This window comes from Streptomyces sp. NPDC001415 (assembly GCF_053597395.1).
Window position 1 is genome coordinate 38,409 of the sequence record NZ_JBSFIE010000021.1, and the last position, 25,118, is coordinate 63,526.

Genomic DNA, 25,118 nt, shown 5'->3' on the forward strand with positions numbered 1-25,118 from the left:
GTCGGGGAGTTACTCGTGGGCGATCGCGGCGAGCACGTTCATCCGCGAGGCCCGCAGCGCGGGCAGCAGCGCCGCCACCAGGCCGACGGCCACCGAGCCCACCGCGACCGCGACGATCGTCGACCACGGCACGGCGAACGCGGTGAGGCCCTGGAGCGCGAGCACCCGCTGCACCGCCACCCCCCACACCATGCCCAGGACGAGCCCGAGCAGTGCGCCGAAGACGGCGATCACGACGGATTCCAGCCGCACCATCCGCCTCAGCTGCACCCGGGAGAGCCCGATCGCCCGGAGCAGCCCGATCTCCCTGGTCCGCTCGACCACCGACAGGGCAAGGGTGTTGACCACCCCGAGCACCGCGATCACGATCGCCAGGCCGAGCAGCGCGTACACCAGGTAGAGCAGCACCGCGATCTGGTCGTGCACCAGCTTCTTGTAGTCGCTCTGGTTCCTGACCTGGACCTGGGGATACGAGTCGAGCGTCGTCCTGAGCGCGGCGCGCAGCTGGTCGGCGGGCGTGCCGCTCGCCGCGTTCACATACACGGCGGCGTCCTGGCCGCCGGGCACATACCTCTCCAGCGTGGGCAGGCCCATGAAGAGGGCGCCCTCGGTCCCGAATCCGCCGCTGCCCTGGTTCATGTCGGTCAGCGCCGCCACGTTCAGGCGCGCCTGCTGCCCGGAGGAGAACAGCACGGGCAGCCAGTCGCCGATCCGCACGTCGTGGTCCTGGGCGTACGTCTTGTCCATCGCGAGGCCGTCCGGGGCGAGCGCCTGCGCGGTGCCGCCGCTCGCGTACGTCAGATGGGCCACCTCGTCGAGCTTCGGGTCGTAGCCGGACGCCGTCGTGTCGGTCTTCTTCCCGTCCGGCAGGGTGACCCGCACGGGCGCGAACCGCTGGCGCACCACCGTGCCCGCGCCCTTCGTCGCCCGGATCCGCTCGGTGATCTCCTGCGGGAACGGCTGGAAGTTGGCGTTCTGGATGACGAAGTCCGCGCCGAGGACCCGGTCGATCTGCTGGTCGAAGGACTTGGACATGGACGTGCTGGCGACCGAGAGCCCGGTGACCAGGGCGATGCCGACCATGAGCGCGGACGCGGTCGCTCCGGTACGCCGTGGGTTGCGCAGGGCGTTGCGCTGGCTCATCCGGCCCACCGGTCCGAACACCCTCGGGAACGCCCCGCCGAGCACCCTGATCACCGGGCGCACCAGAAGCGGGCCCGCGACGACGGTCGCGATCAGGGTGAGTACGAGGCCAAGTCCCAGGAGAGAGGCGGCAGTTGACGCCTTGGTGCCGGCCGCGCAGCCCGCCAGGGCCGCGACTCCCGCCGCCCCGAGGAGCGCACCGACCGCAGCCCGGACCCGCAACGGCCGCCCCGCGCCCGCCACTTCGGCATCCGCGAGCGCGGCCATGGGGGATACCTTGGCCGCACGGCGGGCCGGCAGATAGGCGGCGACGAACGTCACGCCGACGCCCACCGCGTAAGCGGCGACCGGGGTGGGCCAGTTGAACACCATCTCGGCGGCGCTCAGGTTCATCCCGAACAGGCTCATCAGCGCGATGAGCCCGGCGGCGAGCCCGACGCCGGCGGCGAGGCCGAGCGTCGATCCGACCAGACCGAGAAGCAGCGCCTCCAGGAGAACCGAACGGCGCACCTGCCCGCGATCGGCGCCCAGCGCCCTCAACAGCCCCAATTCCCTGGTGCGTTGGGCGATCAGCATGGAGAAGGTGTTGACGATCAGGAAGATCCCCACCAGCACGGCGATGCCCGCGAAGCCCAGCATCAGATACTTGATGACGTCGAGGAACCCGCCGAGCTGGGCGGCATCCGACGTGGCCTGCTCGGCCGCCGTCTTCAGGTCGTACCGGCCGTCGAGCTGTGCCGCGATGCGCTGCTTCAGTACGTCGTCGCTGACACCCGGGGCCGCGTCGACCGAGATGCCGGTCGCGGCGTCCGGCTTGCCGAGCAGCCGGGACTGGGCGGTCGGGGTATCCAGGAAGACCAGGGCCGCGCCGGGGTTGGTGGTGGTGAACGTGGCGATCCCGACCACGCTCACCTTGAACGAACCGGGCCCGGCGAGCACCGTGAGGGTGTCGCCGATCCGCACCTTCTTCTTGTCGGCGGTGTCCTTGTCGAGCAGCGCCTCGCGGGGCCCGCGCGGTTCGTGACCACTCGTCAGCTTCACCGGACTGCGCTTGGTGACATACCAGTTGGTGGCGATCGTGGGCCCGCCGGTGGTCGGCCCCACGGCCTGGTTGCGGGCATCGACGACGGTGATGTTGGAGACGGCCGCGTCGACGCGGGCGGCCGCCACGCCGTCGACGTGGGCGAGCTGCCCGGCGAGCGCGGCCGGCACGGTCGGTGTCTCCCCGGACGGCAGCGCGGTGTCGATCTGCTTCTTCGGCGAGACGGTCACATCGGCCGACGTCGAGGCGAAGAGCCGGTCGAAGGTGCGCGCCACGGTGTCCGAGAAGATCAGCGAACCGGCGACGAAGGCCACCGAGAGCACCACCGCCAGCGCCGAGAGCAGGAGCCGCCCCTTGTGCGCGAGGAACCCGCGCAGGGTCGCCTTCAGCACGGCCGGTCAGCTCTTCCGCGCGGCGTCGTCGGCGGCGGCGCCGAGGTCCGGCCGCGTGCCCGAGAAGAGCCGCATCCGCTCCAGGACGGCCTCCGCGGTGGGCCGCTCCATCCGGTCCACGATCCGGCCGTCGCCCAGGAAGAGGACCAGATCGGCGTGGCCCGCGGCGCCGGGGTCGTGGGTCACCATCACCACGGTCTGCTCCAGGCTGTCCACCGCCTCCCGCAGGAACGCCAGGACCTCCGCGCCCGCCCGCGAGTCCAGGTTGCCGGTCGGCTCGTCCGTGAAGATCAGCTCGGGTCGGGACGCGAGGGCCCGCGCGCACGCGACCCGCTGCTGCTGGCCCCCGGACAACTGCGCCGGGCGGTGTTTCAGCCGGTCGCGCAGGCCGAGGGTGTCGATGACCCGGTCCACCCACGGGCGGTCCGGGGTGCGGCCCGCGATGTCCATGGGCAGCGTGATGTTCTCGGCGGCGGTCAGCGTCGGCAGCAGGTTGAACGACTGGAACATGACGCCGATCCGGTCCCGCCGCAGCCGGGTCAGCTCCCGCTCCTTGAGACCGGTGATCTCGGTGTCTCCGAGCCACACCTGCCCCGCCGACACGGTGTCGAGCCCGGCCAGACAGTGCATCAGGGTCGACTTCCCCGAACCCGAAGGACCCATCACCGCGGTGAACGCGCCCCGCACGATGTCCACGTCGACCGAGTCCAGGGCAAGCACCGTGGTCTCGCCACTGCCGTACGCCTTGGTGAGTCCGCGGGCTCGCGCGGCGACCGGCGCCGCGGGTTCCGTGCCGTACGCGTGTGCTGTTGCAGGTGTGGACAAGGCCGCCTCCCCGATTGTGGCGTCATGGCCGTCCCAACTCCCGTACCGCATAAGAGAGTAGAGGGCGGGGCCGAACCGTCGCCATCCGTCGAGGGGCCCGGTGTGGGGAGGCGGATGTAAGGGCCACGCGCCACTCGGACACCGGCTCCTGCTCGGACGCAGGCTCCTACTCGGACACCGCCTCCTATTCGTCCGGGCCGAGCGCGGGGCGCCTCGCCACCCCGAGCACACACGGCGAGGACGGCGCCGCGACGCCCTTGGCGGGCACCCGCAGATGGCGGTGGCCGACGATCTCGAAGCCCGCCGCCTCGATCGCGCCCAGCGGGTCGCGCGCCGTGTGGCAGCCGCCGAACAGCAACGGCCACACCGTGCGGTCCAGGCCGCGCTGCACCGTCGCGAGCACCCGGCCGTCCGCCCGGCCGTGCTCGAAGAACCGCAGCTCGCCGCCCGGGCGCAGCACCCGGCGAATCTCACCGAGCGCCCGGGGAAGGTCCCGCACCGAACACAGCACCAGCGAGGCGACCGCCGCGTCGAAGGCCTCGCTCTTGACCGGAAGCGCCTCGGCCGCGCCCGGCACCACATCGACGGGAACCTCGGCCTGCAGCGCCGCACGGACCGCCAACTGCCGCAGCGTGCGCTCCGGTTCGATGGCCACCACCTCGGACACGGCCGCCGGATAGTGCGCGAAGTTGAGCCCGTTGCCCGCGCCGATCTCGATGACGCGCCCCGAGAGCCCGTCGAGCAGTTCCTTACGGTGCTCGGCGATCCCGGCCCTCACGTCCACCGCCTCGCTGAAGCGCGCGTAGAAGCGGGCGAAGACGGGATGGTGCACGGCATCCGGGGCGATCTTGGTGCGCTGCGCCATGTCGGACCTCCTGAGCCTGCGGGCAGCCGGCCGGTCACCGGCGTCCTGCGGGCAGCCGGTTACCGGTTACACCGCCATTGTCCCCGCGCCGCGCCCGCTCACCCGTCCGCGGACTCCACGAAGCAGAACTCGTTGCCCTCGGGATCCCGCATCACCTGAAAGGCGCCCTGAGCGTCGGTCACCGTCGCACCCACCGGAGCCGCCCCGCGCCGTACGGCCGCCGCCCGCGCGCGGGTCACGTCCTCGACCGCGAGGTCCAGGTGCAACCGGTTCTTGCCCGCCTTCTCCTCCGGTACGCGCTGGAAGGCGAGCCTGGGCGCGCCCGGCGGGTCGACGTACACCCACGAGGCGTCCCGCACCACGGGACGCCCGCCGAGCAGCCCGGCCCAGAACCGGGCGAGCCGCCCCGGGTCGGCGCAGTCCACGACGAGCTGCCCGAGGCGGGCCCGTAACACAGCCATCAGATACTCCAAACGCCGCCGAGCGCCGGGGCGAGCCAACCGGCCGCTCGGGTACGGAAGTCGGCGGGCGCCAGTCGTCCGGCGCCCTCGGGCACGGTGCCGAGCAAGGGCGCCCCGGCAGACTCCGGAAGGTCCGCGAGATTGCATCGCGAGGCCAGATCCGGCTCGGCCGGCCAGCTGCCCACGACGACCCCGGCGCATTCGAGATCCCGGGCCCGCAGGGCTTCGCCGGTCAGGGCCGTCGAGTTCAGTGTGCCCAGTCCGGCGGGCGTCACCACCAGGACGGGGGCACCGAGCAGCCGGGCCGCGTCCGCGAGCGTGCCGCCCTCGTCGTCGAAGCGGACCAGGAGCCCGCCCGCGCCCTCGACCAGTACGAGATCGTGCTCGGTGGCCAGCTTCGCCGCGGCCTCGGCCACCTCCGCCGGGCCCACCGGCGTCATGCCGGCCCGGCGGGCCGAGGTATTGGGCGCCAACGGCTCGGGGAACCGGGCCAGTTCGACGCCGGTCACCGCCTCGCCCGCGAGCCGCCGCACCTCGAAGACATCACCGGGCTCGCCCGGCGCCACCCCCGTCTGGGCCGGTTTGAGCACGGCCACCGAACGGCCGGCGGCGAGCGCCACGGCGGCGACGGCCGCCGTGGTGATCGTCTTGCCGATCTCGGTGCCCGTACCGCTCACGACCAGAATCGCCATCTCAGCCCTCCCGCGCCGCCGCGCACACCGCACGGCAGATACGCGCCAGATCGTCGTCGCCCGTCACATAGGGCGGCATCGTGTAGATCAGATCCCGGAACGGCCGCAACCACACGCCCTCGCGCACGGCCGCCGCGGTCGCGGCCTTCATGTCCACGTCGTGGTCCAGCTGGACGACACCGATGGCGCCGAGCACCCGGACATCGCGTACGCCCTCGATCGAGCGGGCGGGCGCAAGCCCGTCGAGCAGGCCCGTCTCGATCCGCTTGACCTCGCCCTGCCAGTCCTGGCCGAGCAGCAGGTCGATCGAGGCGAGCGCCACCGAGGCGGCCAGCGGATTGCCCATGAACGTCGGGCCGTGGGCGAGCACCGGGACCTCGCCCGACGAGATGCCCTCGGCGACCCGGCTGGTGCAGAGCGTCGCCGCCATCGACAGATAGCCGCCGGTCAGCGCCTTGCCGACGCACATGACGTCCGGCGAGAGCGCCGCGTGACCGGCCGCGAACAGCGCGCCGGTGCGGCCGAAGCCGGAGGCGATCTCGTCGAAGACGAGCAGCACACGGTGCTCGTCGCAGGCCTCGCGCAGCACCCGCAGATACTCCGGCGAGTGGAAGCGCATCCCGCCCGCGCCCTGCACCACCGGCTCCACGATCACCGCGGCCAGCTCGTCGGCGTGCCGGGCGATCGCCTCGCGCAGCTCACGGGCGTACGACTCCTCGGACTCCGCGGGCGGAGCGCCGACGAAGATCTGGCGGGGCAGCGCGCCCTGCCACAGCTCGTGCATCCCGCCCTCGGGGTCGCACACCGACATCGGCTGCCACGTGTCGCCGTGGTAGCCGCCGCGCCAGGTGAGCAGGCGCTGCTTGCGCGGCCGGCCGACCGAGCGCCAGTACTGCAGGCACATCTTCACGGCGACCTCGACCGCGACCGAACCCGAGTCGCTGAGGAAGACGTGCTGGAGCGGCTCGGGCGTGATCTCGACGAGCCGGGTGGCGAGCCGGACGGCGGGCTCGTGGGTGAGCCCGCCGAACATCACATGGCTCATCCGGTCGAGCTGGCCGCGCGCCGCCTCGTTGAGCACCGGGTGGTTGTAGCCGTGCACGGCCGACCACCACGACGACATCCCGTCGATCAACTCGCGCTGCCCGTGGGCCGGTTCGGCAAGGCGCAGCCGTACGCCCGACGCCGACTCGACGAGGAGCTGCTCCTGCCGATTGGGCATCGGGCCGTACGGATGCCAGACGTGCCGGCGGTCCAGGTCGAGCAGATCGGTGGGGGAGTACTCAGGCATTGGGCGCGAGATCCGTCCCCGCGCCCCGGCGGCGCACGGCCACCAGATCGGTGCGCGCCTGGTCCGCGGGCGCCTGCTCGGGTGCGGCGTGGCCACCGCAGGGCCCGCAGCCGCCGCCCTCGTGGGAGCCGCAGCCGCTCTCCTCGTGCGAACCGCATGCGCCCGCGCCCGAACCGCAGCCGGCCGCGGCGATCGCGTCCGCGCGGTGCTTGGGAAGGGTCGTGGTGCCCGCGCCCTCCACCTCGAACCCGGCGTCCGCGATCATGTCGAGGTCGGCCTGTCCGGCCTGGCCCTCGCTCGTGAGGTAGTCGCCCAGGAAGATCGAGTTCACCAGGTGCAGGGCGAGCGGCTGCATCGAGCGCAGATGCACCTCGCGGCCACCGGCGAGCCGCACCTCGACGTCCGGGCACACGAACCGGGTCATCGCCAGGATGCGCAGGCAGCGCTGCGGCGTGAGGTTCCACTCCTTGCCGAGCGGGGTGCCCTCGAACGGGATGAGGAAGTTCACCGGCACCGAGTCCGGGTCGAGGTCGCGCAGCGCGAAGACCACGTCCACCAGGTCCTCGTCGGACTCGCCCATGCCCGCGATCAGCCCGGAGCACGCCGAAAGACCCGCGTCGTGCGCCTTCGTCACGGTATCCACGCGGTCCTGGTAGGTGTGCGTGGTCGTAATGTCCCCGTACGTCCCCTCGGACGTGTTCAGGTTGTGGTTGTACGCGTCGGCCCCGGCGGCGCGCAGCCGCTCGGCCTGGCCGTCCGAGAGAAGGCCGAGGCAGGCGCAGACCTCGACGCCCTCGTTCTGCTCCTTGATCGTCTCGATCGTCTCGGAGACCCGGGCGATGTCGCGGTCCGTGGGGCCGCGGCCGCTGGCCACCAGGCAGACCCGCTTCGCACCGCCCGCGACGCCCGCGGCCGCGGCCTTGGACGCCTCGTCGGGCTTGAGCCAGGTGTACTTCAGGATGTCGGCCTTGGAGCCGAGCCGCTGGGAGCAGTACGAACAGTCCTCGGGGCACAGGCCCGACTTCAGGTTGACCAGATAGTTCAGCTTCACCCGGCGTCCGAACCACTGGCGGCGCACCTTGCCGGCCGCGGCCACCACATCGAGCAGTTCGTCGTCGGAGGTCGCCAGTACGGCGAGTGCCTCTTCGCGGGTCGGCAGTTCGCGCCGCAACCCCTTGTCCACCAGCGTGTTCAGCAGGTCCATGGCGCCGATCTTCGCGCACGGCACCGCCTGGGGCCAAGGTAGGGATCCCACAACACGGGCCGTTTGAGGTGTGTGTATCGCCACACCCTGACCTGGCATGGCACCGGCTAGGGTCTGTCGGCAGCCTACAAAAAGGGACTCGACCATGCCGCGAGCGCCGTTCGACTGGATCGATGGAGAATCGGAGCGCCGCGAGCGCGCCGGTCTGGTCCGCACGCTGCGGCCGCGCGCCGCCGACCAGGACCTCCTGGACCTGGCGAGCAACGACTACCTGGGGCTCACCCGGCATCCCGCGGTCACGGCGGGCGCGGCCGAGGCGGCCCACCGCTGGGGCGCGGGCGCCACCGGCTCCCGCCTGGTCACGGGGACCACGGTGCTGCACGCGGAACTGGAGCGGGAGCTCGCCGATTTCTGCGGCTTCGAGGCCGCCCTCGTCTTCTCCTCCGGGTACGCGGCGAACCTGGCCGCACTCACCGCGCTCGGCCCGCACGGCTCCCTGATCGTCTCCGACGCGGGCAACCACGCCTCCATCGTGGACGGCTGCCGGCTCGCCCGCGCCCGTACCGAGGTCGTCCCGCACGCCGAACCGGAGGCGGTCCGCAAGGCCCTGGACGCCCACGGCGGACCCGGGCTCGTCGTGTCCGACTCGGTGTTCTCGGTGGACGGGGACGCGGCGCCGCTGCCCCAACTCGCCGCATCCTGCCGGGAGTTCGGGGCGGCCCTGGTCGTGGACGACGCGCATGGGCTCGGGGTGCTCGGCGAGGGCGGGCGCGGCGCACTGCACGCGGCCGGGCTCGCCGGGGCGCAGGACGTGGTCGCCACCGTCACCCTGTCCAAGTCGCTCGGCAGCCAGGGCGGCGCGGTCCTCGGCCCGGCCCGAGTGATCCGCCATCTGGTGAACGCGGCCCGCACCTTCATCTTCGACACCGGGCTCGCCCCCGCGGCCGCCGGCGGAGCACTCGCGGCCCTTCGACTGCTGCGTACGGAGCCGGAGCTGGCGGGCCGGGCCCGCGCCGTCGCCGCCGAACTGCACGGCCGGCTCACCGCCGCCGGACACCTGGCGGTGCGTCCCGACGCCGCGGTCGTCTCGGTGCGGGCCCCCTCGCCGGAGGCCGCGGTGGCCTGGGCCGCCGACTGCCGTGCGGCCGGGCTCGTGGTGGGCTGCTTCCGGCCGCCGTCGGTGCCGGACGGCATCTCGCGGATCCGGCTGACCGCGCGGGCGGACCTGACGGACCGCCAGATCGACAGCGCGGTGGGCGCGATCCTGAGGACCGCGCCCACCGTCTGACGAGCTGTCAATTCGCTGCGGCAAGAGTGAATTTGGGGACAGCGCAGATGAAGCGCTGCCAGGCGGGGGCGCCGAAGAGCAGCGCGGGCCCGTCGATCCGTCGGGAGTCGCGCACGGCAAGCAGCTCGCCATTGAGCCGGGCCGTCTCGACGCAGTTGTTCATGCCCACGCTGCGGCTGCTGCGCCGCCACGTGGCACCGGTGAGGGAAGTGCTGGAAGGAACGTGCGCAGGGCGTGCGAACATCATGCCTCCCCACTCGCCACGAACTAGCCCGGTTCTTCCCGGGCTGTCCGGGCGATGAGATCAAACGAGTCCTCGCAGGAGAGCGCGAGTGCCTGAACGGTCAGGAACGCGGCACTGTACGCCTCAAGGTCTTCTCTCCGTTCGAGGTAGAGGCTACTCGTCAAATGGTCGATAACAACCACATCCAGATCTGAAATGGCTGGAAATGAAAAGATAATGAAAGGGCCGGTGAGCCCGACATAGCCGCCGTAATGGAAAGGGATGACCTGCAACCGCACGTGCGGCAGTGCGGAGAGCTCCAGCAAATGCCGTAACTGGTCCCGCATGGCCGCCCGGCCGCCCACCCTCCGGCGCAATACCGCCTCGTCGAGGACCGCGCTGAGCTTCAGCGGAGGATCGCCGCGCAGCACCTCCTGGCGGGCGATGCGCACCTCCACGAGCGAGTCCACCTTGTCCGGCGGCAGCCCCCCGAGCGCGGCCCGCGTCACCGCCCGCGCGTACGCCGGTGTCTGCAACAGGCCCGGCACCACCGAGGTCTCCAGGGTGCGCGCCGAGCGTGCCTGCGACTCCAGACTGATGAAGTCGCGGTACTGCGGCGGCAGCAGGCCCCGGTACGCATGCGCCCAGTCCACCCCGGCGTCGCCCGCCGAATCGGCCAACGCTTCCAAAAGCGCGCGGAGTTGGGGGTCGCGCACCCCGTAAGCTTCGAGCAGCCGGGCCACGTCCGCCGGTTTCACACCGCTGCGACCGGTCTCGATCCGGCTCACCTTCGACTGGTGCCAGCCGACCAGAGCGGCCGCCTCGCCGCTCGTGAGACCTGTTCGGTCGCGCAGCTTGCGCAACTCCTCGCCGAGCTTGCGTCTGCGCACCGCCGGTCCATGCCCCATAGCCGCCTCCTTCGTCTCGGCGATGGGTAAGTGTGAGCCCAAATACGGTCTACCGTCGGAGAGTTCACTGCTTTGAGCGACAGATATATGCATATCTTGGTGGATCGCACCCGAGACCGGCACGATGAGTGGCACTCTGGCGCGAAGCACAATCCGAGGCCGATGTCGTCTTCGCGAGCGCTCAACCGCTACGAGTCCTCAAGCCGGCCCGGGTGGGAAAGGGACAGCGTCGCCATGGCAGACCACCTCGAAGCAACCCTCACTCTGCCGAGCGATCCCGCCTCGGTCTCCGCGGCACGGCGGTATGTCGTTGAGGTCCTCACCGATTGGGGCCTGCCGAGCGACGCCGAGGCCGCCGACACGGTCCGCCTCATCGTCTCCGAACTCGCCACCAACGCCGTGCAGCACACCTTCGGCCAGTCGCCCACCTTCACCGTGGACGTTCAGCTGGAGCGCGAGGAGGAGCTCCGGATCGGCGTCACCGACAGCCACCCGCGCTGGCCGAAACGATTGCCCGCCGCCGTCCAGCAGGACAACGGCCGGGGCATGGTGATCATCCGCTGGCTCGCCGCCGAGTGCGGCGGCCGGCTCTCGGTGGCACCCACGGCGGACGGCGGCAAGACGGTCTGGATCGCGCTCCCGTGGTCGGCGCCGGTCCAAAGCGGGTAGGCCCGTGCGGCGGATCTTGTCCGGCGCGCACGGCCGGACAGACGCCGGTCGGGGCGCACGAGGGCGCCCCGGTGCGCGGGACACGCACCGGGACGCCCGGCCTGACGGAGCGTCAGCCCACCCGCCCGTACAGGACGCTGTGGCTCCAGATCCGCTCAAGGCGGACCACCGTGCCGGCCTTGGGGGAGTGCCAGATCCTGCCGTTCCCGGCGTAGATGCCCACGTGGTACACGCGCCCTCGCGAGTGGAAGAACACCAGGTCCCCGGCCTTGCGGGTGGAGGCCGAGATGTGCCGGGAGCCGTTGTACTGCTGCTGGGCGGTGCGCGGCAGCTTGCGGCCCGCCTGCTTGAACGAGTAGAGCGTGAGCCCCGAGCAGTCGAACCGGTTCGGACCCGTGGCGCCGAACTGGTAGGGCGACCCCTTCTTCGACGCGGCCACGTGGAGCGCCTTGGTGGCCACGGCGGCGGCGTTCGCCTCGGGCGTGGTGCCCGGTGCCAGCGTCATGGCGCCCGTCACGGCGAGGGCGAGGGCACCGACGGCGCCGAGGCGGACCGCCAGGGACGAGACGTGTGTCTGCGCGGTCATGCGCAACCCTTCGTCAAACCGCCTGCGAAGGATGACCTGTCGGGTTCGGGCTGGCGAAGACGCCCGGCCGCGCTAGCGGCTTCACCCCGAGGGACGGCCGGGGTCCGGCCCTCCCGAAACACTCGGGTCCTCCACTCCTGCCGGTCCACTCCTGTCGACCAGACGTCCGGAGCGGCGGCAGGACTCGGCGTCCGCCCGGACCGCCCCGCCGCGGTGGCGGGGGCTTGTCGTCCCAGGGATCTTTCCGCACCGACAATCGGATTTACGACGCGAAACGGCTTTGTGTGAGGGTGCTCACGACCGCCTCGTTCGGGTGGACACGGGCCGCTCGGCACTACTCCGAACGGGGCTGACGAGCCTCGTACCAGCAACGGAAGGATCGATTCAGCTGATTGTCCACGGGCCATAAGCAACTCATAAGGGCCGACGAAAGTAGCCGCCGGTGGGCCGAATGGGGGTAGCCCGTCTGGTCCGTTTCACGGGCCTCATGAGCGCGTCGGGTGTCCCTCGCGCCTCGCGGCACCCTCAACCCGTGGACTGCGGCGGCACCGTGAGCCGCCCCGCGCGGCGCTCGCCGTCCAGGACCCGCAGCGCCCGCGTCAGGGTGGGCGCGTGCACCTGAGTCTCCCCGCGCAGGTGCATCAGGGTCAGGGCCTCCTTCAGCGCGGCCGCCCGGCCGACCAGGGCCTGGGCTGCCCTCAGGGCCGCATAGGTGTCATGGCCGTGCGCCGGGTTGATCCGGCCGAGCAGATCGACCACTTCGAGGTAGGAGTCGATGAACCCGGCCTCGGCACGCGTCAGCGCGGGCAGCGGCGGAAGCTCCGGTGGCAGCACCTCGGGTCACCTCCCGCGCAGCGAGGTCTTGCGGCTTGCGAGTACGTGGTCGGCGAGCCCGTACGCCACGGCGCCCGCCGCGTCGAAGACCACGTCCCGCTCCATGTCGGCGGCCACCCGCTCGGCGCTCTTCCCGGTGTGCCGGCCGAGGAGCTCCGTCAACAGCGCGCGGCCGCGCAGGAGTTCGGCCGCCTGGATCTCCAGATCGGACGGCTGTCCCCGCACCGGCTCCTCGATGGCCGGCTGCCGCAGAAGCACCCGCGAGCCGGGCTGTACGGCGCGCTTGCCGGGCGTGCCGGCCGCGAGCAGCAGCGCGGCCACCGAGCCGACCTGGCCCAGGCAGAACGTCTGCACATCGCAGGTCACGAACTGCATCGTGTCGTGGATCGCGGCCATCGCGGTGAGCGAGCCGCCGGGGGAGTTGATGTAGAGCGAGATGTCCCGGTCCGGGTCCGCGTGCTCCAGGTGCATGAACTGGGCCATCACGTCGTTGGCCGAAGCGTCGTCGACCGGGGTGCCGAGAAAGACGATCCGCTCCTCGAAGAGCTTGGAGTACGGATCGAGCGTGCGGACGCCGGACGCGGTGCGCTCCTGGAACTCGGGCAGCACATAGCGGGCGGCAGGGCGGTGGTTCATGACATACCTCTCCTCGACCGGAGGATCTGAAGACCTCTGTAAAAAATGTACAGGACGTACAGACCGCGAGCCTGGGCATGGCCGGGAAAACTTGGAAAGGGACAGGTCAGGGGCTGTTTCGCTGTCAGCGAGCGGGCGGATCCGGCCGCCCATGGGCGCGGGCCTTGGCTCAATAGGCCCTCTCCCGGCGATTTCCGCGGGTGACTAGCGTGCGTCGGCGCGGGGGTCACCTGGGGAGAGGGCTCACTGAAGTGTTCTATTTCGCATTCCGTCTCGTGGTGCTGGTGCCGCTGCTGCGGTGGCTGTTCCGCCCGTGCGTCGAAGGGGCCGGGCGGGTACCCGAGACAGGTGCGGTGATCCTCGCGGGGAATCACCAGTCGTTCACCGACCAGTTCCTGCTGGGCGTGACGCTCAGGCGCCGGCTCACGTTCCTGGCCAAGCAGGAGTACTTCACCGCGCCGGGCCTCAGGGGCCGGGCGACCGCGGCGTTCTTCCGCGCGCTCGGCCAGATCCCGGTCGACCGCTCCGGCAAGGACGCGGCACGGTCGGCGCTCGACACCGCGCTCCAAGTCCTCGATGGCGGAGGGGTGTTGGGGGTCTTCCCCGAGGGGACGCGATCGCACGACGGGCGGCTGTACAAGGGCAAGGTCGGTGTCGCGGCGATGGCGTTACGGTCCGGCGCCCCGGTGGTCCCGGTCGCGATGATCGGCACGTTCGAGGCGCAGCCGAAGGGACGCCGACTGCCCCGGCGCGTGCCGATCACCCTCCGCTTCGGCGAGCCCCTGGACTTCTCGCGCTACGCCGGGATGGAGAACGAACGCCTGGTGCTGCGGGCCGTGACGGACGAGATCATGTACGCGGTGCAGAAGCTGTCGGAGCAGGAGTACGTGGACGTATACGCGGCAGAGGCCCGGACGGCAGGGGAAGCGGCCGCCGCGGCTGCCTGACCTGTCTCGCGGCACAGGCCTGACCTGTCATGCAGCACAGGGCGAGGCCCCGGCCGGAGTGAGTCTGCCGGCCGGGGCCCTCTCGCGAGCCGAGCGCGCCGCACCCTTCTGACCTGCGCGACTGCCGTTTCGCGCGGGCCTCACGGCGCGGGTGGGCGGAGTCTAAGCTGGGTGCATGGCCTACGAGATTCCGGTGACGCAAGCCCGCGCAGAGCTCGCGGAGCTGATCAACCGCGTTGTGTACGGCGGGGAGCGGGTCGTGGTGACGCGCCACGGGAAGCCGCTCGTCGCCCTGGTCTCCGCCGCTGACCTGGAGAAACTGGAGGCCGCGCCGGAGCAGGAGGCGCAGCGGGAGGAGGAGCAGGTGTCGAGCTCCGTCTCGTTCGTGGGCCCCCTGCCCACGTCGGCCCCCGCGGAGCCCCGGCGGTTCGGGATCGCCGCGGAGCACCGGGGCCCCCACGTCGGCAACTGAGCGTGGGCGCACGCGTCCCGATGAGGGTGCCCCATACACGGACCCGTTCTGCCGCGGCGGCCCCTTTGATGATCATGGGTTCTTAAAGCGCCAGTTAACGCGCCGGAAAAACTTCCGCTCTAACGTGCAATGCCTGGCCAAGGGGCCCGGAGATGGCGCTCAACAAGATGTTGACGTCGGATACGGTTCCGCTGCGTTCGGGCGGAAAACACCTGTCCCGTCGGTCTCCGCCCCTGACGCCAGCTGGGTCCGTCCATGGCTGTCCGTGGTCGGAAGGGCACGACTGTGAGGTGGGAAGCGTGCAACTGACGCCGCACGAGCAGGAACGGCTGCTCATCCATGTAGCCGCGGATGTGGCCGAGAAGCGCAGGGCACGCGGGGTGAAGCTCAACCACCCCGAGTCCGTCGCGCTCATCACCTCGCACATCCTCGAAGGCGCCCGCGACGGCCGCACCGTCGCCGAACTCATGGCGTCCGGGCGGAAGTTGCTCTCCCGCGACGAGGTCATGCCGGGCATCCCGGAGATGATCCACGACGTCCAGGTCGAGGCCACCTTCCCGGACGGCACCAAGCTCGTCACCGTCCACGAACCGATCGCCTGACGGGGGAGTGCTGCCGTGATTCCCGGAGAGATCCTCTTCGCCGAGGACCCCGTCGTTCTCAACGAGGGCCGCCCGACCGTGCGGATGACCGTCCTCAACGCCGCCGACCGGCCCGTCCAGGTCGGCTCCCACTACCACTTCGCCGAGGCCAACCCCGGCCTCGACTTCGACCGTACGGTTGCCCGGGGCAAGCGGCTCAACATCGCCGCGGGCACCGCCGTCCGCTTCGAACCCGGCATTCCCGTCGACGTAGAACTCGTCCCCCTGGCCGGCCGGCGCATCGTGCCGGGTCTGCGCGGCGAGACCGGAGGCTCCCTCGATGACTGACCTCGACCGCGCTGTCTACGCCGACCTGTTCGGCCCCACCGCCGGCGACCGTATCCGGCTCGCCGACACCGACCTCCTCGTCGAGATCGAGGAGGACCGCTCCGGCGGGCCCGGACGGTCGGGCGACGAGGCGGTGTTCGGCGGTGGCAAGGTGATCCGCGAGTCCATGGGGCAGGCGCGGACCACGCGAGCCGAAGGCGCGCCCGACACCGTTGTCACCGGGGCGGTGATCGTCGACCACTGGGGCATCGTCAAGGCCGACATCGGCATCCGGGACGGGCGGATCACCGGCATCGGCAAGGCTGGCAACCCGGACACCATGGACGGCGTCCACCCCGAGCTCGTCATCGGCCCCGAGACCGAGATCATCGCGGGCAACGGGAAGATCCTCACCGCGGGAGCCGTCGACACCCACGTCCACTTCATCTCGCCCACCCTCATCGACCAGGCGCTCTCCTCGGGCATCACCACGCTGGTCGGCGGCGGTACGGGGCCCGCCGAGGGCACCAAGGCCACCACCATCACGCCGGGTCCCTGGCATCTGGCCCGCATGTTCGCCGCCCTGGAGAACGCGCCCGTCAACATCGGGCTGCTCGGCAAGGGCAACACCATGTCGCGCGCGGCCATGCACTCCCAACTGCGCGGCGGGGCCCTCGGATTCAAGATCCATGAGGACTGGGGCGCCACCCCCGCCGTCATCGACGCCTGCCTGAGCGTCTGCGACGAGACCGGGGCCCAACTCGCCATCCACACCGACACGTTGAACGAGGCGGGCTTCGTCGGCGACACTCTCGCCGCCATCGCGGGCCGCTCGATCCACGCGTACCACACCGAAGGCGCGGGCGGCGGGCACGCGCCCGACATCATCACCGTGGTCTCGCAGCCCAACGTGCTGCCCAGCTCCACCAACCCGACCCGGCCGCACACCGTCAACACCATCGACGAACACCTCGACATGCTGATGGTCTGTCACCACCTCAACCCGGCGGTGCCGGAGGACCTGGCGTTCGCCGAGTCCCGGATCCGCCCCTCCACCATCGCGGCCGAGGACTTCCTGCACGACCTCGGCGCCATCTCGATCATCTCCTCCGACTCCCAGGCGATGGGCCGCATCGGCGAGGTCGTGCTGCGTACGTGGCAGACCGCGCACGTCATGAAGGTCCGGCGGGGCGCGCTGCCCGGGGACGGACGGGCCGACAACCACCGGGTGCGGCGCTATGTCGCCAAATACACGATCAACCCGGCCGTCGCCCAGGGCCTCGACCACGAGATCGGCTCCGTCGAGCCGGGTAAGCTCGCCGACCTGGTGCTGTGGGAACCCGCGTTCTTCGGCGTCAAGCCGCAGCTCGTCATCAAGGGCGGCCAGATCGCGTACGCGCAGATGGGCGACGCGAACGCGTCGATCCCCACCCCGCAGCCGATCCTGCCGCGCCCCATGTTCGGCGCCCACGGCAAGGCGCCCGCCGCCAACTCCCTCAACTTCGTGTCGCAGGCGGCGCTGGAGGACGACCTTCCCGAACGCCTCGGCCTGGACAAGCGGTTCGTGGCCATCAAGAACACCCGCCGGGTGGGCAAGGCGGACATGCGCGAGAACGACGCGCTGCCGGACGTCACGGTCGACCCGGACACGTTCACGGTGACCATCGACGGCGATGTGGTGGACCCGGCTCCGGCCGTCGAACTGCCCATGGCCCAGCGCTACTTCCTCTTCTGACGGGCCGTCAACTCATGAGCCGCGCAGCCCTCCTCGTCCTCGCCGACGGCCGATTCCCCGCCGGTGGCCACGCCCACTCCGGCGGCGCCGAACCGGCCGTCAAGGCGGGACGCATCCGCGACGCCGCCGACCTCGCGGAGTTCTGCCGGGGCCGACTGCACACCACGGGCCTCACCTCGGCCGCGCTCGCCGCGGCGGCGGCCGCGGGTCTCGACCCGCTCGCCCTGGACGAGGCCGCCGACGCCCGCACCCCCTCCCCGGCGCTGCGGGCCACCGCCCGCAAGCTCGGCCGCCAGATGATGCGGGCGGCCCGGGCGACCTGGCCGTCCGCCGAACTCGACACGCTGGCCGCCGCCCGCCCGCGCGGCGCTCACCAGCCCATCGTGCTCGGCCTCGCGGCCCGGGCGGCAGGGCTCGGCCCCGAGGACGCGGCGCACTGCGTGGCGTACGAGGTCGTGAGCGGGCCGGCCACGGCCGTCGTACGTCTGCTGAGCCTCGACCCGTTCGACGCGACGGCGGTCCTTGCCCGGCTCGCGCCGGAGCTTGACGCGGTGGCGGGGCGGGCGGCACTCGCTGCGGCGGAGGCGGTGCTGGGCGGGCTCGATGCGCTGCCCGCCGCGTCCGCGCCGCTCCTGGACATCATGGCCGAGACGCACGCGGCTTGGCCGGTGCGGCTGTTCGCGTCGTAGGGGGGGGCGCGGCCTCCCTGCCTGGGGCTCCGCCCCCAGCCCCCCCGATCGCGCCTCAACGGCGCTCGTCCTCGATCGCCTCCAAGGCATTGAGAGCCAGGCGGGACCCCGATGACGGACTGAAGGGATTGATCCGCCCCGAACGCTCAGAAACCCCGAACATCTCCCAGCACGTCACCACCTTTGGAGCCCGTCATGCACCTCAACCACTCCCACGAAGGCCCCGCCGCGCTCAGCGCCGACGCCCACCGTCCCGACGGGACCCGGCGTGCCCTGCGGGTCGGGCTCGGGGGGCCCGTCGGGTCAGGGAAGACCGCCACCGTGGCCGCGCTCTGCCGGGCCCTGCGCGACCAGCTCTCCATCGCGGTGGTCACCAACGACATCTACACCCGCGAGGACGCCGCCTTCCTGCTGCGCAACGCCGTGCTGCCGCCCGAGCGGATCCAGGCCGTCGAGACCGGGGCCTGCCCGCACACCGCCATCCGCGACGACATCTCCGCCAACCTCGAAGCCGTCGAGGACCTGGAGGACGCGGTCGGGTCGCTCGACCTGATCCTCGTCGAGTCCGGCGGCGACAACCTCACCGCCACCTTCTCCAAGGGTCTCGTCGACGCCCAGATCTTCGTCATCGACGTGGCGGGCGGCGACGACATTCCGCGCAAGGGCGGTCCGGGGGTCACCACCGCCGACCTGCTCGTCGTCAACAAGACCGACCTCGCGCCGTATGTGGGGTCCGATCTCGGGCGGATGGCCCGCGATGCCAAGGAGCAGCGGGCCGAACTCCCCGTCGTGTTCCAGTCGTTGAGGTCCGACGAGGGTGTGTCCGAGGTCGCGGCATGGGTCCGGGAGCAGCTCGCGGCATGGGCGGCCTGACCCTCGGCGCGCCGGGTCTGCGCGCCACCGCCCGCATCGTCGCCACCCCCGAAGGCCTGCCCGTACTGGAAGGCGAGGGGCCGCTCGCGCTGCGCCGCACCCGGGCGCGCGGCCCCTACCACCGAGTCACCGTCGTCGGCGCGATGAGCGCCCCGCTCGGCGGCGACCGGATCGCCGTCGAGGCCGAGGTGCGCGACGGGGCGCGGCTCGACGTCGACTCGGCCGCCGCCACCATCGCGCTGCCCGGCCGCGACGGCGAGCGGGCGCACTACGACGTACGCCTCACCGTCGGGGAGGGCGCCGAGCTGCGCTGGCTCCCCGAGCAGCTCATCTCGGCGCGCGGCAGCGACCTGTGGATGCGCACCCGCATCCACCTCGCGGCCGGCGCCCGCCTCGTGTTTCGCGAGGAACAGGTGCTCGGCCGGCACGGTGAGGCGCCCGGCACCCTCGCCACCCGCCTCACCGTGCACCGCGCGGGCCGCCCGCTGCTCGACCAGGAGCTGGCGTACGGGCCGGGCGCACCCGGAGGCTGGGACGGCGGAGCGGTGCTCGGCGGGCACCGGGCGGCGGGCCAACTGCTCGTCATGGGGCCGGAGTTCACCGAACGGCCCGCCGAGTCCAGGATGCTCGGCGAGAACGCCGTGCTCACCCCGCTCGCCGGACCCGGCTTCCTCGTGACGGCGGTCGCTCCGGACGCCAGGCTTCTGCGCCGGACCCTCGACGAGGTACTCCGGACACACCTCGCGACACGCTGACCGCTCAGCGGAACACCACTCACCGGCTATCGGTTCGGTAAAAAAACACCTGTACGGCCTGTGCACAGCGCCCTCATAGACGAAAGGATCCCCCGACAGGCCCAAATGGAGCGCTGAGACTGACAGCGCACTTCAGCAGGGGGAGGTACCACTTGAGACGCACCGCAGTGCTCGGCTCGGCCGGCACACTGATCGCGGGCACGCTGATGGTGGGCGCGATAGCGGCTCCGGTCGCCAACGCCGACAACCGCGACCACGGTTGGTCCGAGGCGCGTGGCGTGCAGGTCGCCGCCGACAGGGCGGCCAAGCAGGGCATCAGCTGGACGGACTGCCCGGCCGACTGGGCGATCGCGAAGCCCATCCAGTGCGGCTACGTGAGCGTCCCGCTCGACTACGCGCGGCCCAACGGCAAGCAGATCAAGCTCGCCGTCGACCGCATCGGCAACACCGGCACCAAGGCCGAGCGCCAGGGTGCCCTCATCTACAACCCGGGCGGCCCCGGCGGCTCGGGCATGCGTTTCCCCGCCCGGGTGACCACCAAGAGCCCGCTGTGGACGAACACCTCGAAGGCGTACGACTTCGTGGGCTTCGACCCGCGCGGCGTGGGCCACTCGACGCCGATCTCCTGTGTGGACCCGCAGGAGTACGCCAAGGGGCCGAAGGCCGACCCGGTGCCGAGCAGCGAGGCCGACAAGCGCGCCCAGCGCAAGCTCGCCGCCGAGTACGCGGACGGCTGCGCCGAGCGCAGCGGCTGGATGCTGCCGTACATGACCACCCCGAACACCGCGCGCGACCTGGATGTCATCCGGGCCGCCCTCGGTGAGAAGAAGCTCAACTACCTGGGCGTCTCCTACGGCACCTACCTGGGCGCGGTCTACGGCACGCTGTTCCCCTCGCACGTCCGCCGCATGATCGTGGACAGCGTGGTCAACCCGGACCAGGACAACATCTGGTACGAGGCCAACCTGGAGCAGGACGTCGCCTTCCAGGCCCGCTGGAACGAGTGGGAGGACTGGGTCGCCAAGTACGACGCCAAGTTCCACCTCGGCACCACCCGGGCGCAGGTCGAGGCGCAGTGGCTGAAGCTGCGCGCCGACGCCAAGAAGAACCCGCTCGACGGCAAGGTCGGTCCGGCCGAGCTGCTCGGGTACTTCCAGAAGGCGCCGTACTACGACTCGTACTGGGTGCCGGTCGCCAAGGCGCTCAGCGCGTACGCGGCGGGTGACAGCAAGCCGGTCGTGGCCGCCGCCGCTTCCGACATGTCGGACATCGCAGGCAATATCGCCTCCGAGAACGGCAACGCGGTCTACACCGCCGTCGAGTGCGCGGACGCCAAGTGGCCCACCAGCTGGCGCAAGTGGGACCGCGACAACACCAAGCTGAACAAGGACTACCCGTTCCTGACCTGGTCCAACGCCTGGATGAACCTGCCGTGTGCCACCTGGCCCACCAAGCAGCAGAACCCGGTCGAGGTCAAGACGGGCAAGGGCCTCCCGCAGGTCCTGATCGTGCAGTCCACCAATGACGCCGCCACCCCGTTCCACGGCGCCGTCGAGCTGCACAAGGCCTTCAAGAACTCGCGCCTCGTCATCGAGAAGGGCGCCGGCTCGCACGGTGTGACCGGTCTCGTCAACCCGTGCATCAACTCGCGCGTGGACGACTACCTGCTCACCGGCAAGACCGACAGCGCGGACTACACGTGCACCCCGCACGCAACTCCCGTGCCGTAGGCGTTAGTTGAGTGGATGGGGGCGACCGGAGATCTCCGGTCGCCCCTTTTTCCTTACCTGTTTTCCTTACGCTCGCGCCCGGCCAGCCAGGCGTCCTCGGCCACGTAGTCGAACAGGCCCACGGCCGCATAGTTCCTGGCCATCTTCGGGAACGCCTCGCTCCACTCCCGGCCCTTCAACTGGCCGGCCAGCCACTCGACGGTGGCGGGCAGCGATTCCACGTATCCGGTCACCGGTCGGTAGCCCAGTTCCCGCTCGGCCGCACCCATGTCGTACACGATCGGGTGCGGGGTGCTCCACGGTGTGATGCCGACCGTGCCCTGTGGCGCGGGGCCGTCCACCAGGACGAGCTCGCCGCGCACGCCGAGGATCTCGTCGATGGCCGTACTGATCTCGGCGACCGTCGGAGCCTCGCCGTCCGCCGCGTTGAGCACCCGGTCGCCGGGCTTGCTCGCGGCCAGCCGGATCAGCTCCGCGATGTTGGAGACATGCGCCGGATGGAACCGGCTCTCCCCGTTGTACGCGAGCACCCGCACCGGCCGTCCGTCCAGCGCCCGCTTCACGAAGTGCAGTTCGCGCGGAGTCTGGCAGTACAGCCCGTGGACCGCCCCCGCGCGCAGCAGCGTCGAGGGGATCGAGGAGCCGAGCAGCTCGCGCTCCAGGGCCACCTTCCGGGTGCCGTACGTCGCGTCGCCGGGAGCGACGGTGGCCTGCGACTCCGGTATCGGCACCGGGTAGCACGGCGAGCCGTCGGGCTCGCCCTGGGTGTCGAAGCTGCGGCCCTTGTCGTCCTCGTACACCGCGCCGCTGGAGATCACCACCGCCGAGCCGATCCGGTCGGCGAGGCCGGTCAGCTGCCGCGCGTGATCCCGCCCGTACGCGACCATGTCGACCAGGACGTCGACGCCGTCCCCGAGTGCGGAGGCCAGGGCCGCTTCGTCCTCCCGGTCGAGGCGCACCCGCCGTACGTTCGCCGGCCAGTCGGTGTCCCCGCCGCCTCCCCGTGACGCGGCCCGCACCTCCCAGCCGTCCTCCGCGAGCACGCGCACGGCGGCCCGCCCGATCTGTCCGGTACCTCCGACGACCAACGCCGTTCCCTTTGCCATGGCCCGGACGCTACGCCCGCGCCGATCTCGGCGGCCAGAGCGTTTCGCCCTGCGCGGATCCGCCCAGGGCCGAGCCCTCCGGGGAACTTCCGGGCTCAGCTGATGATGCCCCGGAACCTCCGCGACTCCTCCGCCTTCACATCGGCCGCGTACCGGTCCACGTACTCCTGGCCCGACAACTCCATGACCTTGTACATGATTTCGTCGGTGACGGCCCGCAGGATGGCCTTCTCGTTCTCCATCCCTTCGTAGCGCGAGAAGTCGAGCGGCTCGCCGAAGCGGATCGAGACCCGTTTGATCTTCGGCAGGGCCTGGCCGGGCGGCTGGATCTCGAAGGTGCCGACCATCGCGCACGGGATCACCGGAACCCCGCCCCGGATCGCCATCACCGCGACGCCGACCTTGCCCTTGTACAGCTTGCCGTCGTGCGAGCGGGTGCCCTCGGGGTAGATGCCGAGCAGCTCGCCCTTGGCGAGCACCCCGAGCCCCTCCCGGATCGCGGCCTGCCCCGCCTCCTTGCCGGACCGGTCCACCGGGATCTGCCCAATGGCCCGGAAGAACGCGGCGGTCAGCCGGCCCTTGATGCCGGGCCCGGTGAAGTACTCCTGCTTGGCGAGGAAGGTGATGCGCCGCTTCAGCATCACCGGCATCAGGAAGTGGTCGGAGAAGGAGAGGTGGTTTCCCGCGACGATCGCCGCGCCCTCGTCGGGAATATGCTCAAGTCCCTCCAGCCTCGGTCGGAACAGCAGTCTCAACAGGGGCCCCAGGACTGCGTATTTGAGGATGTAGTAGAGCACCCGCAAGCTCCTCACCATGCAGAAGGGTGGCCAGTGTAGGGGGAGGTCCCCGCCCCTGTAACCACTGGCGACGAGCCCGACGGCGGATCGATTCAAGTCCAAGCTCGCCGACCTCGGCTCCGCCGCCTCCGCCCTGCTCTCCACGATGGCCCCGGCGGGAACCCGCACGGCTGGCACACCGGGTCCGGGATGCTCTACTGGTGGGGCGACACCTATGCCAACGGGCAGTACAGCGATGCCTTCTGGCCCACGGTGGACCCGTACCGGCTGCCCGGGACACCGCTCGCGCAAGGTCCTCGCCGACGCGGCGGGCGGCGACTGGAGGGGCGTCCAGACCGGACGTGAACTGGGTGGGCGGCGCCACCGACGGCCGGCGGGCCTCCATCGGCCAGTACCTCAAGGGTCTGGGGAGCACTCTGGTCGCCAAGAAGTCCTGGTTCTGCCTGGACGACACCATCGTGTGCCTCGGCGCGGGCATCTCCTGCACGGACGGCACGGCCGTCGAGTCGACCGTCGACAATCGCGACCTCGGGCCGACCGGGAGCGCCGCCCTCACCGTCGACGGCACCGTGCAGCCGCTCTCCTACCCCTGGTCAGCGACCCTGACTGGCGCCTCCTGGGCCCACCTCGCGGGCCACGGCGGCTATGTCTTCCCCGGCCGGGCCACCGTACGGGCCGTCGCCTCGGTGACGTCCCGGCCGGCCACCGTCACCGGCGCCACCACGGGCTCGTCCCTGACCCTCACCTTCGGCGACCTCAGCGGCACCGGGGGAGCCACCCAGGAGACCGCCGTCAGGCTCGGCTGACCGAGGGGAGTACCGGACGCCGGCGCTCACGTGCTGCGCGACGTCGCGGCCGTCCCGATCGCGGTGAGCCCGAGCACCACCCAGCCGAACCACAGCCAGCCGCTGCTGCCGAGCGCCACCGTGTACGCCGTGATCAGCACCAGCATCACCAGGGTGAGCACCATCATCGACTTCGTCGAACGGGGCATCGCGTCCCCTTCCTCCCGGCGGGCGCCGTGAAGACCATGGTCTCCCCGGGAGGGGCCGCCGCGCTACTGCCCGCGCGTGTTCAGCGAGGCGAGATAGGCGTTGTAGGCCTGAAGTTCCTTGTCGCCGTCGCGGTCGGCGGCCCGGTCGGTGCGGCGCGCGTGCCGCTTCTCGGTGGCGTACCACTGGAAGACGAGGGCGATCAGGACCAGCACCGAGGGGATCTCGCTGAACGCCCAGGCGATTCCGCCGCCGGCCTGCTGGTCGGTGAGCGCGTCGATGCCGAGCGAGGCCGGCGGGTTCTTGTACGTGCCGATCATGGGCTCGCTGGCCATCATCAGGGCGATGCCGAAGAAGGCGTGGAAGGGCATACCGGCGAAGAGCTCCAGCATCCGCATCACATAGCCGGGCCGGTGCGGGCCCGGGTCCACGCCCATGATCGGCCAGAAGAAGACCAGACCGACCGCGAGGAAGTGGACCATCATCGCGATGTGCCCGGTCTTCGACTCCATCAGGAAGTCGAAGATCGGCGTGAAATAGAGCCCGTACAGGCTCGCGATGAAGAGCGGGATCGTGAACGCCGGATGCGTGATGATCTTCATGTACCGGCTGTGCAGCAGCATCAGGAGCAGCTCGCGCGGGCCCTTGCGGCCGCGCGGGGCGACCGGCAGCGCACGCAGCGCGAGGGTGACCGGCGCGCCCAGCAGCAGCAGGATCGGCGACAGCATGCTGATCACCATGTGCTGCACCATGTGCACGCTGAACATGACCATGCCGTAGTCGTTCAGCTTGGTGCACATGACGAGCCCGATGGTCACGACCCCCACGGTCCAGAAGATCATCCGGCTGACCGGCCAGCTGTCACCGCGCCGCCTGAGCCGGACCACACCCCACGCGTACAGGGCGAGCCCGAGGAGGCAGCCGATGAGGAAGAAGGAGTCCGCCGACCACTCAAGGCCCCGCGCCAGCGTGAACGGCGGCAGGTCCATGTTCATGTCCATGCCGTGCCCGCTGTGATCCATCCGCTGACTCCTGATTCGTACCGGTTGTCCCGC

Annotated in this window: 27 protein-coding genes and 1 pseudogene; 12 read left to right on the plus strand and 16 right to left on the minus strand. The window is 71.1% G+C overall.

Going from position 1 to position 25,118, the window contains the following annotated elements; genetic code table 11:
- Positions 1-9 precede the first annotated feature (9 nt).
- The 7 genes from ACWC2B_RS25320 to bioB all read right to left on the minus strand — a co-directional run bounded on the left by ACWC2B_RS25320 (position 10) and on the right by bioB (position 7,915).
- The gene (locus ACWC2B_RS25320; protein ID WP_450720298.1) at positions 10-2,577 is read right to left on the minus strand and encodes an FtsX-like permease family protein; all 2,568 of its coding nucleotides are present in this window, start codon (positions 2,575-2,577) and stop codon (positions 10-12) included.
- Between the two features lie 6 nt (positions 2,578-2,583).
- Complete coding sequence (locus ACWC2B_RS25325) at positions 2,584-3,402, minus strand: ABC transporter ATP-binding protein (RefSeq protein WP_450720300.1); 819 nt, start codon at positions 3,400-3,402, stop codon at positions 2,584-2,586.
- 184 nt (positions 3,403-3,586) lie between these two features.
- Complete coding sequence (locus ACWC2B_RS25330; RefSeq protein ID WP_450720302.1) at positions 3,587-4,267, minus strand: class I SAM-dependent methyltransferase; 681 nt, start codon at positions 4,265-4,267, stop codon at positions 3,587-3,589.
- Positions 4,268-4,365: 98 nt separating this feature from the next.
- Complete coding sequence (locus tag ACWC2B_RS25335; RefSeq protein WP_450720304.1) at positions 4,366-4,728, minus strand: VOC family protein; 363 nt, start codon at positions 4,726-4,728, stop codon at positions 4,366-4,368.
- Entirely contained in the window at positions 4,728-5,420 is a 693-nt protein-coding gene (bioD, locus tag ACWC2B_RS25340; protein ID WP_450720306.1) for a dethiobiotin synthase, read from the minus strand. The genes ACWC2B_RS25335 and bioD overlap by 1 nt, the downstream gene beginning before the upstream one ends.
- A 1-nt stretch (position 5,421) precedes the next feature.
- Complete coding sequence (locus ACWC2B_RS25345; RefSeq protein ID WP_450720308.1) at positions 5,422-6,711, minus strand: adenosylmethionine--8-amino-7-oxononanoate transaminase; 1,290 nt, start codon at positions 6,709-6,711, stop codon at positions 5,422-5,424.
- Positions 6,704-7,915: a biotin synthase BioB gene (gene bioB, locus ACWC2B_RS25350; protein WP_450720310.1), complete on the minus strand. Its 1,212-nt coding sequence runs from the start codon at positions 7,913-7,915 to the stop codon at positions 6,704-6,706. Before bioB ends, ACWC2B_RS25345 begins: the two co-directional genes overlap by 8 nt.
- A 145-nt stretch (positions 7,916-8,060) precedes the next feature.
- On the opposite strand from bioB, the gene ACWC2B_RS25355 reads away from it, so the two are divergent.
- Entirely contained in the window at positions 8,061-9,203 is a 1,143-nt protein-coding gene (locus tag ACWC2B_RS25355) for an 8-amino-7-oxononanoate synthase (RefSeq protein WP_450720312.1), read from the plus strand.
- 7 nt (positions 9,204-9,210) lie between these two features.
- Here ACWC2B_RS25355 and ACWC2B_RS25360 read toward each other — a convergent pair whose 3' ends face one another.
- A complete protein-coding gene (locus ACWC2B_RS25360) occupies positions 9,211-9,450 on the minus strand; it encodes a DUF397 domain-containing protein (RefSeq protein WP_450720314.1) in 240 nt (79 codons plus the stop codon).
- A 20-nt stretch (positions 9,451-9,470) separates the two neighbouring features.
- On the minus strand, positions 9,471-10,334 hold the full coding sequence (locus tag ACWC2B_RS25365; protein ID WP_450720316.1) for a helix-turn-helix domain-containing protein: 864 nt from the start codon (positions 10,332-10,334) through the stop codon (positions 9,471-9,473).
- A 234-nt stretch (positions 10,335-10,568) separates the two neighbouring features.
- On the opposite strand from ACWC2B_RS25365, the gene ACWC2B_RS25370 reads away from it, so the two are divergent.
- Entirely contained in the window at positions 10,569-11,003 is a 435-nt protein-coding gene (locus ACWC2B_RS25370; protein WP_450720318.1) for an ATP-binding protein, read from the plus strand.
- A 112-nt stretch (positions 11,004-11,115) separates the two neighbouring features.
- Here the strand turns inward: ACWC2B_RS25370 and ACWC2B_RS25375 are convergent, their stop codons facing one another.
- From ACWC2B_RS25375 to ACWC2B_RS25385, 3 genes are all read right to left on the minus strand, one after another.
- Entirely contained in the window at positions 11,116-11,589 is a 474-nt protein-coding gene (locus ACWC2B_RS25375) for a C40 family peptidase (protein WP_450720320.1), read from the minus strand.
- Between the two features lie 525 nt (positions 11,590-12,114).
- Positions 12,115-12,423: a hypothetical protein gene (locus ACWC2B_RS25380; RefSeq protein ID WP_450720322.1), complete on the minus strand. Its 309-nt coding sequence runs from the start codon at positions 12,421-12,423 to the stop codon at positions 12,115-12,117.
- Between the two features lie 6 nt (positions 12,424-12,429).
- Positions 12,430-13,059, minus strand: a complete 630-nt coding sequence (locus ACWC2B_RS25385; RefSeq protein ID WP_450720324.1) for an ATP-dependent Clp protease proteolytic subunit — start codon at positions 13,057-13,059, stop codon at positions 12,430-12,432.
- Positions 13,060-13,310: 251 nt separating this feature from the next.
- On the opposite strand from ACWC2B_RS25385, the gene ACWC2B_RS25390 reads away from it, so the two are divergent.
- From ACWC2B_RS25390 to ACWC2B_RS25430, 9 genes are all read left to right on the plus strand, one after another.
- Positions 13,311-14,006, plus strand: a complete 696-nt coding sequence (locus tag ACWC2B_RS25390) for a lysophospholipid acyltransferase family protein (protein ID WP_450720326.1) — start codon at positions 13,311-13,313, stop codon at positions 14,004-14,006.
- Positions 14,007-14,181: 175 nt separating this feature from the next.
- Entirely contained in the window at positions 14,182-14,478 is a 297-nt protein-coding gene (locus ACWC2B_RS25395) for a type II toxin-antitoxin system Phd/YefM family antitoxin (RefSeq protein ID WP_450720328.1), read from the plus strand.
- A gap of 299 nt (positions 14,479-14,777) precedes the next feature.
- Entirely contained in the window at positions 14,778-15,080 is a 303-nt protein-coding gene (locus ACWC2B_RS25400; RefSeq protein ID WP_161247375.1) for an urease subunit gamma, read from the plus strand.
- 15 nt (positions 15,081-15,095) lie between these two features.
- The gene (locus tag ACWC2B_RS25405) at positions 15,096-15,407 is read left to right on the plus strand and encodes an urease subunit beta (protein WP_450720330.1); all 312 of its coding nucleotides are present in this window, start codon (positions 15,096-15,098) and stop codon (positions 15,405-15,407) included.
- Positions 15,400-17,121 (plus strand): urease subunit alpha, encoded by a 1,722-nt coding sequence (locus ACWC2B_RS25410; protein ID WP_450720332.1) that lies wholly within the window; start codon positions 15,400-15,402, stop codon positions 17,119-17,121. Before ACWC2B_RS25405 ends, ACWC2B_RS25410 begins: the two co-directional genes overlap by 8 nt.
- A gap of 14 nt (positions 17,122-17,135) precedes the next feature.
- Positions 17,136-17,810 carry an urease accessory protein UreF gene (locus ACWC2B_RS25415; RefSeq protein WP_450720334.1) on the plus strand — a complete coding sequence of 225 codons (675 nt, stop codon included), beginning with the start codon at positions 17,136-17,138 and terminating at the stop codon, positions 17,808-17,810.
- Positions 17,811-18,005: 195 nt separating this feature from the next.
- Entirely contained in the window at positions 18,006-18,683 is a 678-nt protein-coding gene (gene ureG, locus ACWC2B_RS25420; RefSeq protein ID WP_450720336.1) for an urease accessory protein UreG, read from the plus strand.
- Positions 18,671-19,438: an urease accessory protein UreD gene (locus ACWC2B_RS25425; RefSeq protein WP_450720338.1), complete on the plus strand. Its 768-nt coding sequence runs from the start codon at positions 18,671-18,673 to the stop codon at positions 19,436-19,438. The genes ureG and ACWC2B_RS25425 overlap by 13 nt, the downstream gene beginning before the upstream one ends.
- Before the next feature lie 206 nt (positions 19,439-19,644).
- Positions 19,645-21,168 carry an alpha/beta hydrolase gene (locus ACWC2B_RS25430; protein ID WP_450720441.1) on the plus strand — a complete coding sequence of 508 codons (1,524 nt, stop codon included), beginning with the start codon at positions 19,645-19,647 and terminating at the stop codon, positions 21,166-21,168.
- A 53-nt stretch (positions 21,169-21,221) separates the two neighbouring features.
- Here ACWC2B_RS25430 and ACWC2B_RS25435 read toward each other — a convergent pair whose 3' ends face one another.
- The gene (locus tag ACWC2B_RS25435; RefSeq protein WP_450720340.1) at positions 21,222-22,274 is read right to left on the minus strand and encodes an NAD-dependent epimerase/dehydratase family protein; all 1,053 of its coding nucleotides are present in this window, start codon (positions 22,272-22,274) and stop codon (positions 21,222-21,224) included.
- A 95-nt stretch (positions 22,275-22,369) separates the two neighbouring features.
- Positions 22,370-23,071, minus strand: coding sequence for a lysophospholipid acyltransferase family protein (locus ACWC2B_RS25440; RefSeq protein ID WP_450720342.1), 702 nt, complete (start codon positions 23,069-23,071; stop codon positions 22,370-22,372).
- Between the two features lie 189 nt (positions 23,072-23,260).
- Between ACWC2B_RS25440 and ACWC2B_RS25445 the strand changes: the two are divergent.
- Positions 23,261-23,877, plus strand: a pseudogene (locus ACWC2B_RS25445) (polysaccharide lyase family 8 super-sandwich domain-containing protein).
- 26 nt (positions 23,878-23,903) lie between these two features.
- On the opposite strand, the gene ACWC2B_RS25450 reads toward ACWC2B_RS25445, so the two are convergent.
- The gene (locus ACWC2B_RS25450; RefSeq protein WP_399490153.1) at positions 23,904-24,065 is read right to left on the minus strand and encodes a hypothetical protein; all 162 of its coding nucleotides are present in this window, start codon (positions 24,063-24,065) and stop codon (positions 23,904-23,906) included.
- A gap of 63 nt (positions 24,066-24,128) precedes the next feature.
- Positions 24,129-25,085, minus strand: coding sequence for a cytochrome c oxidase assembly protein (locus ACWC2B_RS25455; RefSeq protein WP_450720345.1), 957 nt, complete (start codon positions 25,083-25,085; stop codon positions 24,129-24,131).
- Positions 25,086-25,118: the final 33 nt, after the last annotated feature.